Genomic DNA, 18,187 nt, shown 5'->3' on the forward strand with positions numbered 1-18,187 from the left:
AATATCCTGAAAAGTTTTGGTTTGGCCACGCGATCGGATTCGGAGATGGTGGAAACCTAAACGATTGGGCTCAGATAAATCGGTTTATGGATATTACCCAACCGATAGAAGAATATTACTACGAAATCATGGAGTATCACTATAAGCTCGATAAGAACGCCCACTTTAACGGCCCATTTCCAGAGGTGATGAAAAAGTACTTTGATGCAGATGACTGCCAAGTAAATCGCATGGAAGTGTGGTGATACGAATTCTAAAAACTTTTATCTGTAGATACGCGGGTCTCAGTCTGATAGCTATTTCAATAAGCAATCCAATTTAATATCAGTCTCCAATTAGGTGGATACCAGGGTACCAGTAATAAAGCGGGTATTCATTTTTGGCCGTCTAGAGTGCATGTTAAGTTTTTGTGGCAAAGCAGCTGCATGTACTAAATGAGCCAAAAATTTAGGAGATTATGTAATGGATAGAAAATGGTTATTACCATCATTATTGGCATCAAGTAGCCTTCTGGTCGCATGTGGGGGCGGTAGTGATGACGATCCACAACCTGGCGATAACACCGGAGCCAAAGGTTCAATAAAAGTCATTGTACAGGGCTTACCTGCAGGTTCCGAGGCAGATATAACGCTAACAGGTCCTTCAAGCTATAGCGAAGATATTTCTACTACCACTACACTCAATGCGCTTGCTACGGGTGAATATAAGCTAACCGCTACCTCTCGTTCTGTAAATCAGGCACTTTATCAACCTAATGAAGAATCAATCACCGTTGATTTAAGCAGCAATGAAGAAGAAACAATCACCATCACCTACCGGACATCAGTCAATGCAGAGGGAACAGTAACGGGATTCGGCAGTGTGTATGTGAACGGTGTGCGCTATGAAACGACACCAGAGCAACAAGCAAACCTTAAAGTCGGTATGCAGGTTGACTTACAAGGTAAACAAGGAGCAGATGGTGGCTTTGCGGTTGCAGATTCTATTACCTACGATGCAACCGCTAAAGGTGTAGTGACCGCAGTAGACTATGCAAATCAAACAATTACCGTTTTAGGTCAAGAATTTGGTGTCGATAAGCGCACAAAGCTCACTATCGCATTTACTGAGTTAAATACGGGAGACTTTGTTGAGATCAGTGCGCTGCATCAAGGGCAGGGTCAATACATCGCTACCCGTATTGATGTTGAAGAACAAAATGGCGAGTTTGAGGTTGAAGGCAAGGTTTCTGAACTAAACCTCGATGCCAAGACATTTAAATTAGGCGCGCTTATTGTTGACTACAGTCAAGCAACAGCGGTTGAAGGCACAATAGAAAATGATGCAATAGTAGAAGTAGAAGCTTCAAACTTACCTGTAGAAGGCGTTTTACTTGCGGATAGCGTCGAAGTTGAAAGCGCCAATTCAGCGCCTTCGGGAGCGGTGGCTAAATTCGAAGGAATAGTAACGCAAGTCAGTGACGATGCTTTTGCAATTGGCGGCCATACTTTTACATTGAGCGATGAGACTGACTTTAAGAAAGGCGACGATGACGACTTACAAGTCGGTATGCGTGTATTTGTGCTTGCAGTTGCAACTGAAGAAGGTTTAATCGCCAAAAAAGTACGCTTTGATAAGCACTCTGAAATCGAATTAACCGGTGTCATTGACGCAATTGATCTTGAAGCACAAACACTAACGGTATTTGGTAGCAGTTATTTTGTAGATAACTATACCCAATTTGAAGATGAGTCAGATGCTGAGGACAAAGAATTAAAACTCGAGAAGCTTAATATTGGCGATGTCGTTGAAATTGAAGCTTTTGGCTTTGAAGGTGCTTATGTCGTGAGAGACTTAGAGCGCATCTCTGCGAGTGATTTTAATGATCAGCAAGAGCATGAAGTTGAAGGAAAAGTTACTGCTGTGAATGCAGCTGAGCAGACAATCACTGTTGGTAAACTGGTCTTTGCTATCAATGGAGCAACCGAACTTGAGCTTGAGAGTGATGTTGATCTAACGGTATTTTTTGAACAAGTGGCAGCAGGTGATATCGCGGAAGTTGACTATGTGATCCAAGGTGATGCACTTATTGCCACGAAAGTTGAGGTTGACGACAAAGACGACGACTTTGATGACCGAACTTTTGAATTATCAGGTAAAGTTTCGGACTTTAACCCTGTCGATGCAACTTTTAGCCTCAATGGTAAAACCGTGTTTTTTGATGAAAACACCGAGTTTAAAAACGGCATATTTGTTAATGACGACTTCGTTGAAGTCAAAGCGATTCAGCGTGCCGACGGCTCAGTTTTTGCGCTTAAAATTGAAATCGAATCTGAAGACGGCATTGAGCTTGAAGTTGAAGGTGACGTCACCAACTTTGTCTCAGCGTCTGAGTTTATGGTGAATGGCATTTCAATTACCACGGATAACAATACTGAGTTTAAAGATGGAAGCAGTGAAAACTTAGCTAATGGCGTCTCTGTTGAAGTCGAAGGGGTGTTAACCCAAGATAACGTACTATTGGCTAAGAAAGTTGAATTTGATGATGACGATGCCGAAGAAGTAGAGATTGCGGGGGTTATTGAAGACTTAGTTAAGGACTCTCCGTTTGATTATCAGTTCAATCTCGGCGCGCAGCGTGTTCAAGTTACCGCAAACACCGAGTTTAAGCATGGTAATTTTGAAAAACTAGATAATGGTTTAGAAGTGGAAGTCGAAGGGTACACCACAGATGGCGTGAAAGTGGTTGCTAAAGAGCTAAAGTTTCAAGCAATAAAGTACGTAGAAGTTGGGGGGTTAATCACGCAAGTTGATTCAGCAACTATGTTTTATGTACTTGACCAGCAAATTAAAGTGTCTGAGCAAACTCAGTTTGAAGATGGTAGTCAGTCTGATATTGCAACGGGTAAAAACGTTGAAGTGGAGGGCTATTTAGTAACCGAGGATGGTGAAACTTATATTCAAGCAGAAAAAGTAGAGTTCGAAGACTAAGTATTACTAAATGTCAAGCAAGCAATTAAAGCCTCCAATATGGAGGCTTTTTTGTATATTTATCACTTTAAAGTTAATTCACTTCTCCTGACTTAGTACCGTCATATTTCTAGCACTTAACTGCCATAAAAGCTTAGCTTTCTTGACTCTTTTCCCTCGTATAGTGACACCCGACACGCAAAACGCAACGGTTTATCCTGACTCGCTGTTCTTCTTGGTTCGCTTCTATGAAGTGGAATAAGAAGAGACGTGAATTGGTATTACTGAAATAACTAAAGCATGCGCACGGGTATGCAAACAAAGTAAAGAAAGGACTTATGAAAACAAAACTACTTCCAATCGCACTGCTGTGCGGTGCCACAAGCATTATTACTGGTTGCTCAGATTCAGATAACGATATTGATATAAATGTACCGAAAGGACCTGATATTCCAAAAGAGGGCACTGCGGTGTCTTTGCGTTTACTAGAAACCACAGATTTGCATGCAAATGTATTGAACTACAACTACTTTTCAGATAAGCAAGATGACAAAGTGGGTCTAGTGAAAACTGCGGCGTTAATCCATCAAGCGAGAAGCCAAGTTAAAAACTCCATGCTGGTAGATAATGGCGATTTGATCCAAGGTAGTCCGCTTGGCGACTATATGGCGAAAATCAAAAACCTCAAAGAGGGAGAAGTTCATCCTGTTTATAAGGCCATGAACACACTAGAGTACGATGTCGCGAATATTGGTAATCATGAGTTTAACTTTGGCTTAGCGTTTTTAGACGAAGCAATCGACGATGCGAATTTTCCCTATATTAGTGCAAACGTATTTAAGGTTGATGGTGACGAAGATGAAACAAATGATGTGCCGTTATTTAAGCCTTACCTAATTCAAGAAAAACAATTCTTTGACGAGAATGACAAGCTTCAGGTGATTAAAGTCGGCTTTATCGGGTTTGTTCCACCGCAAATCATGCAATGGGATAAGGCCAATCTTGAAGGCAAAGTGATCGCCAAAGACATCGTAAAAATGGCAAAACACTACGTACCTAAGATGAAAGCTGAAGGCGCGGATATTGTCGTTGCTATTCCGCACTCAGGCCTAGACGTGTCAGCCGATAAGCCAATGGCTGAAAATGCATCTTATGCTTTGTCCAAGGTGGATGATATAGACGCCATTATGTTTGGTCACGCGCATGCAAACTTCCCAGGTTCGGGCTATGCAGACTTAGCGGCACATGGTGTTGATAATGATAAAGGCACAATCAATGGCGTTGCGGCTGTAATGCCTGGTTTTTGGGGCAATCATCTTGGTGTAATTGACCTAGATATCCAATTTAAATCAGGTAAATGGGTGGTGGTTGACTCACAGTCGACGCTGAAAGCTATCTATGAAACGGATGAAAATCGTAACACCGTATCTTTGGTAGAAAGCGATGCGGCAATTGAAGCAGCGGTACATCGTGAGCATGCTGAAACTCGCGCATGGGTGAATGAGCCTTTTGCTAAAATTACCAACACAGTGAACAGCTATTTTGCGTTAGTGAATGACGATCCCTCAATCCAAATCGTGACTGACGCACAAGCATGGTATACAGCAAAAATCGTGCAAGGTACTGAGCTTGATGGATTACCTATTCTGTCTGCGGGTGCGCCTTTCAGAGCAGGGCGTGGCGGGCCAGATGACTTTACCGCAATACCTGCAGGTGATATCGCCTATCGTAACGTTGCGGATATGTACATTTACCCTAACGTACTTAAGGTGTTGAAGCTCAAGGGCAGCGAAGTGCGCGAATGGCTTGAAATGTCTGCAGGACAGTTCAATCAAATCACACCAAATACTGAAGGCGTTCAAGCGCTGATCAATCCAGACTTTCCTTCATATAACTATGATGTACTAGATGGTGTGACGTATCAAATTGATGTCACTGAGCCTGCACGCTACGCGGCAAACGGTGAAAAGGTGTCAAACGGTAACCGCATTAAGGCATTGAAGTATCAAGGTGAGATGGTGAAGGACGACCAAGTATTCTTGGTTGCAACGAATAACTATCGTGCATCTGGTGGCGGTAATTTCCCAAATATTAAGGGAGATAAAATCGTTGTCGACTCGCCAAATGAGAACCGTCAGGTCGTTGCTGACTATATTACTTTTGTTAGCGACCAAAATGGTGCTGCAGGACTTGATCCGTCCGCCGATATGAACTGGTCGTTTGCACCTGTAGTTGGCGCCAATATTGAATTCTTTAGCTCAACCAGTGCGGATGCTGAAACTTACAGTCAGCAATTTAATCATATTCTACCTACCGGCAAAACCGACGAAAGAGGTTTTGCACTTTATCAGCTGGATTTAACACAACCGCTGAACTAATACACTACGCCGCCATATTTTGGCGGCTTTTTTATTGCTTCTTTTTATAATTTTCAACGGGATTTGACGAATGAAACAAGTAAACTTCAAGCTTTGCAGCGTAGTTTTGGCTGCAGCTATATCCACCTCTGTATTTGCAGCGCAGCCGTATGACTGGAATAACCACATTCCAGTCAAAACACCAAGTACAAACAACAATGGTAAGACAGTATTATTTGATGTGTCACACGGTGGCGTAGAGGGAAATGCCGACTGGGTTATTGACGGTGCGTTTTCAGACTTTGCGGATGCATTAGTTAATGAAGGATATACCGTAAAAGAATATCGTGGTGTTGATTTAAACAATGACGGCAAGATTAGATTCTTTGACGACCGTACCTCTCAAAGCAATCAAAATGAAGCGGTTATCAGCTACGATGCGATTAAAGATGCAGATGTTTTTGTATTGGCAGAAACTAACCGTCCTTTCACTCAATCAGAGCAAGCGGCGTTATTGCAGTTTGTTGCGGATGGAAAAGGGATATTTTTTATTGCAGATCATTATGACGCGGATCGTAATCTAAATACGTGGGATGCCACTGAAGTCTTTAACGGCTACAACCGCTCAGATCTGGCCAAGTATAATCTAGGTGGTGAGTACGGTGACTGGCGTAATCCAAAATCAGCAGACATGGGATGGCTTGCAGAAAACTTTGGGATCCGCTTTCGCTTTAATGCCGCTGACTACAAGCAAGGCGTAAGTGGTATTGAGTCTGCGAGCAAAACAGAAGGGATCACACTTGGAGTTACTCCTGTATTGATGGCCGCAGGCGCGACACTTGCGATTGTAGATGAACAAAAAGCGAAGGGCTTGGTTTATTTTTCACCTTCAGATACACCAGCTAAGTGGCGTCACGCTAAAGATGATGGACTTTACTTTGGTGGTAGAAATGAAGGCCCGTATGTTGCTATCTCAAAAGCTGGGTTAGGCAAAGCCGCATTTATTGGTGATTCTTCTCCAATTGAAGACGCTACTCCTAAGTACAAGCGTCAGGATAATGGCAATAGTAAAAAGACGTACCCTGGCTGGACAGACAGTGGTAATGCGGCTGTACTTTCGGTCAACATCATCAATTGGCTAGCAACGCCTGAGTCGTATCAGTACTTTGATGGTACTAACGGTCATGCAAGCGGTGAAGTAACACCAGTGCCAATGGCGCCGCAAGAAATGTCTGATCCAAACAATGGTCAGCCATGGGGGACGCCTGCATCGGGTTTTGATGCATGGAATACAGATAGCTATAAAAATAGCTCTTTCAATGCGCCTTATGGTTCAGGGCAAACCAACCCAGATCCTAATCCCGATCCAACACCTGATGGCGCGATTTCTGTAGCACAGGCACTTGCTGCTTCAGCTGGGTCTAAATTTGCTGTGTTAGGTAAAGTGACAGCCGAAGTAAACGGTATCTATGGCCTATTACTCACAGATACTGCCAACGCATCGTTAAGTATCAACGTAAAGCTTGAATCTGCTCAGCGCAGTGACTTTAACCCGCAACTCAATCCTGAGATCCTTGGTCAATCAGTCATAGTGACTGGTACTCGAGACAGTTATATGGGTGAGGCTGGTATTCGTTATGTAAGCGATATTCAGATTGCACCAGTGGCATTGTCGGTTGAGCAGGCGCTTGCAACCGCCGAGGGCAATGAAATTGAGCTTGTTGGGCGCGTTAAATCTGCACTTAATGATATCTATGCTTTAGTACTTGAGGACAGCCAAAATCCAACTCATACGATAAATGTTAAACTTGAAAGTCACCAGCGTGCTGCATTTAGTCCGCAGCTTAATCCATCCATTCTTGATTCTACTTTAGTTATCAAAGGTGTTCGCTCATCGTATATGAGTGCACCGGGGATACGAGAAGTAAGTGAGATACAAACCGTTGGTACAACGACAGAGCCATCTAGTGATATGAGTGTTGCTGACGTATTAGCGCTAAATAATGGCTCAGCAGTGGTAGTCAGTGGCAAAATCACAGCTGCTGTAAACGATATCTATGCGCTTGAATTAAGCGACCCAACAGTTGCTGGTAACAAGCTATATATTAAGTTGGAAGCAGCTCAGCGCGATGCATTTAGTCCCAAGCTTAACCCGAGTTTGATTGGTAAATCACTGAGAGTTGAAGGGATTAAAAATGACTATATGAGTCATCCCGGTATTCGTAATGTAACCTCACTTGTATTGTTAAATTAAATCATTGTAATTGACCCTCATTAAAGTAGGCATAGCAACGTTTATGTCTACTTTATTCCAAGCGTTATTCCTGTATATTCTTTGTTCATTCATTATTTCACAAACTACACTTTTGAGGTCATTCACCTAGTTTGGATGGTAATGATTTTTATTTGTGTTAGTGTGTCGGCGTTATCGTGACATAAACTCGCCAGCTGCAATGCTTCGTCGAGATCAGTAGGTGCTATTGCATAGTGTTTACTGAAAGGAATAGTGTTTTTAACTTTGGAACAAACTACATGAAATGCGTTTGCTTAATACTCTCTCTTTTATCCTTTAACCTTTATGCTGCAGCGGTCAATGTTGTGGTCACTGATGTAAAGCAACAACAGCTTGAACGAACATTGTCTTTAACGGGCTCAATTAGTGCAGCACAATACGCACAAGTGTCAAGTTTAACCGATGGTGTAATAACTAAGATCTCAGCTGAAGCTGGTGATATTGTTGAAGCAAATGCTGTACTGCTGAGTCTCGATGCCGCTTTAGTAAAAGCTGAGCTGAAAAGTGTAGAAGCTGCACTTGAGCGCGCCAAGGTCGATCGCAACAATGCGATAAGGTTGGTAAAAGAAGCACAGTCTCTGTCGCAGCAAAAATTATTTGCGCAAACTGAGCTTGCTGACAGAGAGGCTAAGTTACAAGCATCAGAAGCCACTCTTTTAGAAGCACAAGCTAAGATAGCTTATCAGCGAGAGCTCGTTAACCGCCATCAATTAAAAGCGCCTTTTACGGGGGTGATAGCAAGGCGCACGGTTAATTTAGGTGAGTGGGTGACGCGTGGACAAACGGTGTTTGAATTAGTGAGTAGTGATGTTTTGTGGCTCGATTTGCAAGTGCCACAAGAATACTTTCAGCTTATTAACCTTGGTCGCGTCGTTAATTTTAGTGACGCAAGCGCACCAAGCGTGCAGCATCAAGCTCATGTATTGGCAAAACTTCCTGTCGTTGACAAAACCAGTCGCTCGTTTCTATTAAGATTGGCAGTCCCAACAGATGCGCAGTTGCGTGTCGGCGCATCGGCTACGGCAAAGCTGCCGCTAATTCGAGCACAAGACCACAGTGTGATTATTCCTAGCGATGCGATTTTGCGTCATCCCGACGGTGGGTTCAGTGTCTTTGTGGCCGTTGACGGTCAAGCAAAGCGGTTAAACGTTCAAATTGGTGAGCGAATGAATGGTCATATTGAAGTTTTATCAGGCTTAGAGATAGGGCAACAAGTGGTGGTTGAAGGCAATGAGTTATTGCAAGAAGGCCAGGCATTAAACATTGTACCGGGTTTATAGGAGCGGGTGATGTTAAGAGCCAGTGTAAATCACGCCATTTTAGTTGCAGTAACAGTATTGATCTGTTCAATATTGGGCATTGTTGCCGCGTTTAAAATTCCGGTGCAAATGATCCCAGATCTTGAAGTAAGAACCATCACTGTGGTGACCAATTGGCCCGGTGCCACGCCACAAGATGTTGAAAAAGAAATACTTATAGAGCAAGAAAGGTATCTTCGTTCACTTGCGAATCTAACTCGCATGTCAAGTTATGCCAATACAGGTGAGGCAGAGATAGAGCTTGAGTTTCCATTTGGTGTTGACGTCAACGAAGCGCTCATAAACGTGAGCAACGCGTTATCTCAAGTGCCAAATTATCCTGAAAACGTCGACCAGCCGGTGTTATACAGCAGCGCGTTTTCGAGCAATGCCTTTATGTTTTTTAATCTAAAGCCGCAACCAGGAAATCCACTCAATCTTGATATTGATATGCTTCGCGATTATGCCGAAGACTTTATTCGTCCAGAAATGGAAAGAGTCAGTGGTGTATCTCAGGTTGGTGTGCGCGGTGGTGCACTCTATCAAGTACAAATTTTGGTAGATCAAGAACAATTGGCGAGCCGTGGAATTAGCTTAGTTGACGTTAGAAATGCAATACGCAGCCGTAACCAAGATGCCTCTGCCGGCGATATAGACAGTGGTAAACGCCGTTATTTACTGCGTATGGTCGGCCGCTTTGAGTCAGCTAAAGCGCTAGAAGAGCTGGTAGTCAGTCACCGTGAGGGCACCACAATTAAGCTCAAAGACATCGCTCAGGTAAAGCTTGATCATTATGAAGTGCGCGACATTGCCTATAACAATGGCGAGCGAGCCTTAATGCTCTCGGTGAGACGGGAAAGCGGTTCTAACGTGATGGCGATTAAAGAAGAAATGATGGAGGTAGTGGCTCGCATCAACCGTGACATGCTCGCAAGTAATGGACTACAACTGACGCTATTGAGCGATGATGTTCGTTACGTTAAAGGATCTGTTGAAAATGTTTGGACGAATTTAGCGCTGGGTGCAGTGCTTGCGACTCTGGTGATGTTTTGGTTTTTAAAGAGCCCACGCTCGACCTTTATTGGTGTGATGGGCGTTCCAATTTGTACCATCGCGGCATTTTTGGGTCTGTTGCTATTTGACAGAACGATAAACGTGATTTCCCTCGCCGGCGTTGCATTCGCCATTGGCATGACGGTTGATAACACCATTGTTGTACTTGAAAACATAGAGCAAGCCAGACGCCGAGGTCTCGATAAACTTCAAGCTGCTATTACCGGTGTTCAAGAGGTATGGCCTGCGGTGCTCGCTTCAACCTTGACCACAGTGTTGGTATTCGCACCTATTTTATTTATTCAGCAAGAAGCCGGGCAGCTTTATTCCGACGTCGCAATTGCGATTTCTGCAGCAATCATCGCTTCTATGTTGGTGGCCTTGTTTGTGGTGCCTGCGGCAAATGCAAATTTTGCCTGTAAGGAAATCTCCAGTGGCATGTTGTCTACGCCTAAACTGCCAACGTTTATTCCGGCGATGTTATCAAGTTCACGTGCTCGCACAGTGTGTATTGTATTCGGTAGTGTATTGTTACTCGGTGGTGCGTGGTTATTTATGCCTAAAGCCGAATACTTACCAGAGGGAGAGGAGCCAAAAGCGTTCTCTATGATGATAGCGCCTCCGGGCTATAACCTCAGCCATATGCAAAAAATTGGTGATGAACTACTTCCTTATTTAAATAAGCATTTGGAAAACGATGACAGCGATTTTGTATCGGGTAACACGTCATTGCCACCTTTAAAGTATTATTCGATGTCCGTTGGTGTTGGTAGCATTTGGCTATTGAGTGAACCATACAACCGTGAATACATCGATGAAATGATGGAGGCAATCACGACCAAGTTTAGAAGCTACCCAGGAATGCGCGCATTTTCTTCACGAGGCTCGATTATCTCAAGTAATGATGGCGGTTCAAGAGCGGTGGCTTTGGATATTAGCGGTACAGATCAAACGGCGCTCTATCGGGCGGCAGATGCAGTGTATCGGTTAGCGGGGGAGGTCTTTGATAATCCACAAGTGGATTCTGCGCCATCTTCTCTGACACTCGACCAACCGCTAATAGAAATCCAACCAAGGTGGCAACGGTTGGCTGAAGTGGGTATGAGTGCTGATGAACTCGGCTATACGGTCGCAGCCCTGAGTGACGGCGCCTATGTTGACGAGTTGATCTTAGACGATGATAAAGTAGACGTCTTTTTATTTTCTGAGTCGGGTAATCAGCAAAGTCTTTCGCAATTAGCGCAATCTCCGGTTGTGACCAAAGCTGGACTGATCCCGCTGAGCGCTTTGGCCGATCTACGAGAAAAAGCAGACAGTGATAGTTTGCGTCGAGTTGATGGTCGTAGAACCGTGACTGTATATATTATTCCACCAAGAAATGTTGCGCTAGAGGAAGCGCAGGAATTAGTAAGAACGGAATTATTACCGCAGCTTCAGAGGCAGGGCGATCTGCTTCCTGGTGTCAATGTGAGTATCGGTGGTGCTGCCGATCAACTAGACAAAACCAAAGAAGCGCTGGGCAGTAATTTTATCGTTGCATTAGCGCTGTGTTACTTATTGCTTGTCGCTATCTTCAAGCATTGGGGCTACCCACTATTTATTATGGCAACAGTGCCGCTTGGCATGGCAGGGGGTTTACTTGGACTAATTGCTATTAATGGTATTGGTAGCATAACAGGCACTTTCCACCAGCCTTTTGACATGATCACTATGCTCGGCTTTTTAATTTTGTTAGGGACTGTGGTTAATAACCCTATTTTGATTGTTGATCAAAGCCGCAGAAACCTTGAGAGTACCGCGATGAGTGTGTACGAGGCGGTGATCTCCGCGCTACAAACGCGATTAAAACCGATTGTGATGTCAACGATGACAACCCTATGCGGTCTTGCGCCATTGGTGTTTATTCCAGGAGAAGGATCTGAGCTCTATCGAGGCGTTGGCATGATAGTGCTTTGTGGTATTGCTATGGCAACTATCGTCACACTCACCATTTTACCCGCGCTATTAGTCAGCTTTTTAAAACGGCCGGTAGAGAGTTCTGTAAGCAAACTCTAACCATATATTAATCACGCTGTGTATATTACGAATGCCTTGCTTGAACTTTTCCGTTCAGCAGGGCATTTTTATTGTTAAGTGTTATGAAAGCTTGAATTTAACGGTTTTTGCCCACAGTAAAATAAGATGCGTACAGGTTTATATAATAAAAAGAGCACAACATGACAAATAACATACGCTCTGCAATTATCGCCGAGGGCGGAGGTCAAAAAGGCATTTTTACAGCGGGCGTGCTTGATGCTTTTCTTGAGAAAAAATTTACGCCTTTTGATTTAAAAGTGGGTGTCTCAGCGGGCGCACAAAACCTCGCAGCTTATTGCGCTCGCGCCAGTCAATATGCGCAAACCGCTATCGAATCACTTACAACGGAGCAGCAGTTTTTCCGTCCCGCGCGATTTTTTACCGGTGGTAATGTCATTGACTTGGATTGGTATTTTCAACAAGTAGAGCACAGCAGCAAAGTACGGTTTCCAACTGAGCCTAACCACCTCACGCCGGAAAGTAACTTTTATGCGGTTGCAAGTCACTTAGACTCGCTTGAGCCACATTATTTGCATACGTGGCACGATAACATGTTTACCCATTTAAAGGCTTCTAGTGCAATCCCTTTTTTATATCGTCCAGGCGTTAAAGTTGCGGGTCACGGAATGATGGATGGTGGCGTAGCCGATCCTTTACCCGTGCGCTGGGCACACAGTCAAGGGGCAAAGACGATTTGGGTGATCAGAACCATAGAGGCACATGACGATGGCAAAATGCCAGTGCTTGAGCGCTTAAAGCCAATCATGCGGCGGGTTAATCAATCTCCTCGAATGTTTGAAATGTATCATCACTATCAAAGCCGCTATGCCGATGCGGTTAACTTTATGAATTCACCACCAGAAGATGTTAACGTCATTCAAATAGCGCCCAATAGACCATTGGAATCTATGATTTTAGGCTCAAGCCATGAGACCTTAAAGTCTGATTATAAATTGGGGTTTGAACTTGGATTAAAAGCGGTAGATAAATGGCGTGATATGCTTGAAGTAAGTGTAATGTAACTAGCAAGCCTCAGGTTGAGACTTGCTTGTTATTTGCTTGTACTTAAGACTTTAAGACTTGCGAATTGAAATAGAAGTCGCTTCGATATCAATTCGGCCATCTTTAAATAAACCACCGATGGCTTTTTTAAAGTTAGCTTTAGAGGTAGAGAAAGTACGCTTGATGGCGTCAGGATCTGACTTATCGCCCAGCGGTAAATAACCGCCACTTTCCTCAAGCTTGCTATAAATGATTTCCGCAAGGTCTTTAACCTTACCAATACCTGGCTTTTCTAACACGATATCAATCTTATCTTCGTCATGAACCGCTTTTACAAAGCCTTTCATGCGCTGACCAATATACATGCGCTTAAATACATCATTGAAAAAGACCAATCCAAAGTGTTTTTCATTGACGATCACTTTATAGCCAAGATCGGTTTTTGCAGCGACGATTAGGTCTACTTCTTCGAATTTTTCGTACTCGGCTTTTGATTTACTTAAAAACTTACCCAGCGCACTAGACGCACAAATACGCTTACTGGCGTTGTCTAGGTAAAGCCTAACCAAATAGCTATAGCCGTCGCGCATTTTCGGTTTTTGTTCATTGAAAGGCGCTAACACGTCTTTTTCAATGCCCAAATCCATAAAAGCACCAACCTTATTGATCTCTTTTACGCGAAGCAGAGCAAACTCACCGACTTGTGCAAGTGGCTTTTTGGTTGTTGCCGTTGCGTGTCCCAAGTTATCTAAATAGATAAATACTTCAACTGAGTCACCTTCTTCGTTGTGCTTCGGCACTTCTGCTCGAGGAAGAAACACATCGCCAAGCTCACCACCGTTTAAATAAGCTCCTTCCGCGGTAAGCTCTTCAATGGTTAACATTTTGATTTGACCTAACATGATTATTCCTCGTCAGTTTGTGGTTTTGGTTTGCGACGCATCGGCATAGTACCGTCAATATCAATCGGTGGCGGGACCACTTTTCTCGGTTGTGATTTTTTCACCGGCTTTTTCTTAGGTTTACTTGTTTGCTTTGGCGCAGACTCTGCAGAGCGATTTTTACTCTGCTGTGGTTTTTGCTTAAGTCCTTTGAATTTACCAACTAGACCGGGGACTTCTTCAAAACGTAGTGGCTCATCAAGATAGTTTTTGATTGCCACATAGCTATCCCAATCTTTAGGACCAACAAATGAAACCGCAGTGCCTTTAAACCCGGCACGTCCTGTACGACCGATACGGTGGACATATTCTTCTGCCTGCTTAGGCAAGTCAAAATTCATGACATGAGTAACAGAGAGCAAATCGAGACCACGAGAAGCAACGTCTGTGGTAACCAGCACTTTATAGATCCCACGGCTGAAGCTTTCCATGATGTCTAACCGCTTACTTTGCGGCATATCGCCCGACAACGATACCGCTTTAATCGACATCTCATTTAGCAGTTTGCTTAATCGGTCTGTGTCGCCACGGGTTGCGGTAAAGATAATGCACTGTCCTACGTCATCTTGTGTGATGAAGTGCTTAAGCAGTGCTTCTTTATGATCTAAATGATCGGCAAAGTAGAGCGCTTGCTTTATGTCTTCATGCTGCTGGTGGGCATTGCTCAACATAATACGCTTTGGCGATTTAAGTAATTGACGTGACGATGCTTCAACTTGGGTATGGTCTAGTGTGGCTGAAAATAGCAGCGTTTGTCTTTGGCGGTGATCCGCAGAGTCATTAATGACGTCTAACTGTTTTTCAAAGCCAAGGTCAAACATACGATCTGCTTCATCAAAAATAAGCAGTTCAAGACCGCCTAAAAATAATGAGCGATTTTCAACGTGATCGGCAATACGACCAGGAGTACCCACCACAAAATGCGGGTCGCGGCGTAGCGCTTTTACCTGATCATTGTAGTTTTCACCACCCAAAATCTTACAGACTTGAATATTAGTGCCAGCACACAGTGCACGACACTCAGAGAACACTTGAGTCGCGAGTTCACGAGTTGGGGCTACGATAACAACGCGAGGATCGCGTTTGCTCAGCGCTTTTTGTTTCATTACACGCTGTACGGCAGGCAGCAAGAAGGCTAGGGTTTTGCCAGAGCCTGTTTTAGACTGCGCAAAAACATCGTGGCCAGCTAGAGCCGTTGGGATGGCATGCGCTTGGATCTCGGTCGGTTCCGTGATCCCTTGGTGAGCCAGTTGTTGTTCTAGGCGCGTATCTATCCCAAGTTCAGTGAATCTCAAGTCAATTTCTCCAAGTCTTGAATTTTAAAAACACGAGATTATACCAAAGCATAGACGCTATCGGATATAGAATTTGTGTTTTTTGCATTTTAATCAAAAATCCGTAAAATACGCGCCTCAGCGCCGGGTTTGCGACTCGGTTTTCGTGCTTTACACATCGTCATGCTTAATGTGTAAGCTAATCAAAGCTTAAATCTAGGAAAATACAATGTCAGAACAATACGTTGTTTGTGCTATGTACAAGTTTGTCTCTTTACCTAACTATCAAGAGATCAGGCAGCCACTTCACGATGTGATGGAAGCGAATGAAGTTCGCGGTACGTTATTACTTGCAGAAGAAGGTATCAACGGTACTGTCGCCGGTAAACGTGAAGGCATTGATGCGCTACTTGCATGGTTAGACAAACAACCGGGCCTTGATAACATCGTTTATAAAGAGTCGTTCGATGAAACTTGCCCTTTCTACCGCACTAAAGTAAAGCTTAAGAAAGAAATCGTGACCATGGGTGTGCAAGGTATCAACCCTAAAGAAGTGGTTGGTACGTACGTAAAACCACAAGATTGGAACGCACTGATTTCAGATCCTGACGTTGTGCTCGTTGATACGCGTAACGACTATGAAATCGAGATCGGTACGTTTAAAAATGCCATCGATCCTAAAACAAAGACTTTCCGTGAATTCCCTGAGTGGGCGCAAAATAACTTAAACCCAGAAAAACACAAAAAAGTGGCCATGTTCTGTACTGGCGGGATCCGCTGTGAAAAATCGACAGCGTATATGAAAGAGCAAGGCTTCGAAGAAGTTTATCACTTGGAAGGCGGTATTCTAAAATACTTAGAAGACGTGCCAAAAGAAGAAACCATGTGGGAAGGCGAGTGCTTTGTGTTTGATAACCGTGTTGCTGTCGATCATGACTTAAACAAAGGGTCTTATGATCAATGCCATGCTTGTCGTATGCCAATCACGGAAGCAGAGAAACAACTTGAAGAATATATGGAAGGGGTGTCTTGTCACCACTGCCACAAAGACTTAACAGAAGAGCAAGTTGCACGATTTGCTGAGCGTCAAAAGCAAATTGAACTGGCCAAGCTACGCGGCGAAGGTCATATCGGTCATGAAGCACAGGATGCTATTCGTAAACGTAAAGAAGAAAAACTAGCGCAAAAAGAAGCGCAACGTCAAAAACGCTAAAGATGCATTGTACTAAGAATACATAACAAAGGGACCGGATGGTCCCTTTTCTCTGCTAGACCTTTCACTGCCAGCTATTTGTGCAAGCGCCATTCGCTTTGCAAACTTTTCATATTAGGTGTGTAGCCTTTTCTAATTCCTGTATTCGAAATCTAACTCTGAAATCAAATTAATTCATAATAATCAATGGGATATTTTTTATTTTCAGATTGGTGTCTTCCTTGCTTATTCAAAGGTTATCGCTGTAAATCTACAAATTGATTTACGCCGTTAAATTTTTGAAGGAGCTTTATGATGTCAAATACGGTAACCACAATTAATCCTACGACAGAGCAACCCGTTAACGAATACACGTTAATGAGCTTGGACGAGGCGCAAAAGTCGGTGGACTTAGCCAATGACTGTTATTCATTTTGGAAGAAAACCACATTTACACAAAGAGCACAAAAGCTAAACAGGCTTGCTGACTTAATCGAGCAAAATAAATCCAAGTTAGTCTCACTGATGACCGAGGAAATGGGCAAAGTGACGGAGCAGGGTGAACAGGAAGTTTCCTTGTGTGCTGAAATTTGCCGATATACCGCTGAGCATGGCGAAAAAGAATTACAGGATGAGCATCGGGTATTTGAGCAGGGACATGCCATTATCACTTATCAACCAATAGGCGTGATCTTAGGAATACAACCTTGGAACTTTCCGCTTTATCAGGTTATCAGATACAGTGTTTCGAACGTGATGGCGGGTAATACCACGGTAATGAAACATGCCTCAAATGTATTTGGTATGGCTAAATTAATTGAAGAGTTGTATTTAGAGGCCGGTTTTCCAAAAGGTTGCTATCAATCACTGTTAATTGATGGTGAGGCAGCAAGCGAGTTGATAAAGAATCCATATATTCGCGGGGTTACGTTTACCGGAAGCGATAAGGTAGGTAAACAAGTTGCAAAACAAGCGGCTGAGCTTTCTAAAAAAACCGTCCTAGAGCTTGGTAGTAACGATGCCTTTGTGGTGCTGGCAGATGCTGATATTAATAAGGCAGTGTCCGCGTGTATTCAAGGTCGTATTGTCAACAACGGTGAAACCTGCGTTGCCGCGAAGCGCTTTATTATCGTTGATGAGATTTATGATCAGTTTAGAGAGGCTTTTGTGGCTGGCTTTAAGCAGCTAAAGGTGGGAGATCCAACCGCAGCAGACACCGACTTAGGTCCTATGGCGCGTAAAGATTTACGTGATGAATTACACCAACAAGTTGAAGCGTCCGTTAAGGCGGGAGCGACTTGTCCACTTGGTGGAGAAATTCCAAAGCAACAGGGGTTTTATTATCCAGTCACCATTTTGGAAGACGTTAAACCCGGCATGCCGGCTTATGATGATGAACTATTTGGCCCTGTGGCGTCGCTAATTCGAGTGCAAGATGAGGCTGAGGCGATGATGGTAGCCAATGATTCACGCTATGGTTTAGGTGGCGGGATTTTTTCTGAAGACACTCAACGTGCAACAGAGCTTGCTATCAAGGAGTTTGATACTGGCATGGTGAACATCAATGGCTATTCGCTGGCGCAACCAAACTTGCCGTTTGGTGGTGTTAAAGACAGTGGCTATGGTAGAGAGCATGGTGGCTTTGGGATCAAAGAGTTTGTTAACGTGAAAACCGTAATGGTCGCAAGCGTTGAATAACGCAAACCGATCCTGACGTTTGCTTATACGCTGGAGCCAGTAATACTGGCTCTT

At 43.7% G+C, this 18,187-nt stretch carries 10 protein-coding genes and 1 pseudogene; 9 read left to right on the forward strand and 2 right to left on the reverse strand.

Annotation, left to right across the window (positions count from 1 at the left end; genetic code table 11):
* From BB427_RS16985 to BB427_RS17015, 7 genes and pseudogenes are all read left to right on the forward strand, one after another.
* Positions 1 to 245: pseudogene (locus BB427_RS16985) on the forward strand (hypothetical protein); the annotation flags it as partial.
* Positions 246 to 462: 217 nt separating this feature from the next.
* Positions 463 to 2,970 (forward strand): DUF5666 domain-containing protein, encoded by a 2,508-nt coding sequence (locus BB427_RS16990; RefSeq protein ID WP_069022119.1) that lies wholly within the window; start codon positions 463 to 465, stop codon positions 2,968 to 2,970.
* Positions 2,971 to 3,287: 317 nt separating this feature from the next.
* Positions 3,288 to 5,327, forward strand: a complete 2,040-nt coding sequence (locus BB427_RS16995) for a bifunctional 2',3'-cyclic-nucleotide 2'-phosphodiesterase/3'-nucleotidase (RefSeq protein WP_069022120.1) — start codon at positions 3,288 to 3,290, stop codon at positions 5,325 to 5,327.
* A 70-nt stretch (positions 5,328 to 5,397) separates the two neighbouring features.
* Positions 5,398 to 7,560, forward strand: a complete 2,163-nt coding sequence (locus BB427_RS17000; protein ID WP_069022121.1) for a DUF6359 domain-containing protein — start codon at positions 5,398 to 5,400, stop codon at positions 7,558 to 7,560.
* 278 nt (positions 7,561 to 7,838) lie between these two features.
* Positions 7,839 to 8,879, forward strand: a complete 1,041-nt coding sequence (locus tag BB427_RS17005) for an efflux RND transporter periplasmic adaptor subunit (RefSeq protein ID WP_069022122.1) — start codon at positions 7,839 to 7,841, stop codon at positions 8,877 to 8,879.
* Between the two features lie 9 nt (positions 8,880 to 8,888).
* Positions 8,889 to 12,005: an efflux RND transporter permease subunit gene (locus tag BB427_RS17010; protein ID WP_069022123.1), complete on the forward strand. Its 3,117-nt coding sequence runs from the start codon at positions 8,889 to 8,891 to the stop codon at positions 12,003 to 12,005.
* Positions 12,006 to 12,166: 161 nt separating this feature from the next.
* Positions 12,167 to 13,048 (forward strand): patatin-like phospholipase family protein, encoded by an 882-nt coding sequence (locus tag BB427_RS17015; protein WP_069022126.1) that lies wholly within the window; start codon positions 12,167 to 12,169, stop codon positions 13,046 to 13,048.
* Positions 13,049 to 13,099: 51 nt separating this feature from the next.
* Here BB427_RS17015 and BB427_RS17020 read toward each other — a convergent pair whose 3' ends face one another.
* Together BB427_RS17020 and BB427_RS17025 are read right to left on the reverse strand one after the other, a co-directional pair.
* On the reverse strand, positions 13,100 to 13,930 hold the full coding sequence (locus BB427_RS17020; RefSeq protein WP_039495828.1) for a CvfB family protein: 831 nt from the start codon (positions 13,928 to 13,930) through the stop codon (positions 13,100 to 13,102).
* Between the two features lie 2 nt (positions 13,931 to 13,932).
* Positions 13,933 to 15,264, reverse strand: a complete 1,332-nt coding sequence (locus BB427_RS17025) for a DEAD/DEAH box helicase (protein ID WP_069022127.1) — start codon at positions 15,262 to 15,264, stop codon at positions 13,933 to 13,935.
* 208 nt (positions 15,265 to 15,472) lie between these two features.
* Between BB427_RS17025 and trhO the strand changes: the two genes are divergently transcribed.
* A complete protein-coding gene (trhO, locus tag BB427_RS17030; protein WP_069022128.1) occupies positions 15,473 to 16,456 on the forward strand; it encodes an oxygen-dependent tRNA uridine(34) hydroxylase TrhO in 984 nt (327 codons plus the stop codon).
* Between the two features lie 294 nt (positions 16,457 to 16,750).
* Entirely contained in the window at positions 16,751 to 18,133 is a 1,383-nt protein-coding gene (locus tag BB427_RS17035; protein WP_069022129.1) for an NAD-dependent succinate-semialdehyde dehydrogenase, read from the forward strand.
* The last annotated feature ends 54 nt before the right edge of the window (positions 18,134 to 18,187 follow it).

Source organism: Pseudoalteromonas sp. BMB, assembly GCF_001709235.1.
GTDB classification, from domain to species: domain Bacteria; phylum Pseudomonadota; class Gammaproteobacteria; order Enterobacterales; family Alteromonadaceae; genus Pseudoalteromonas; species Pseudoalteromonas maricaloris.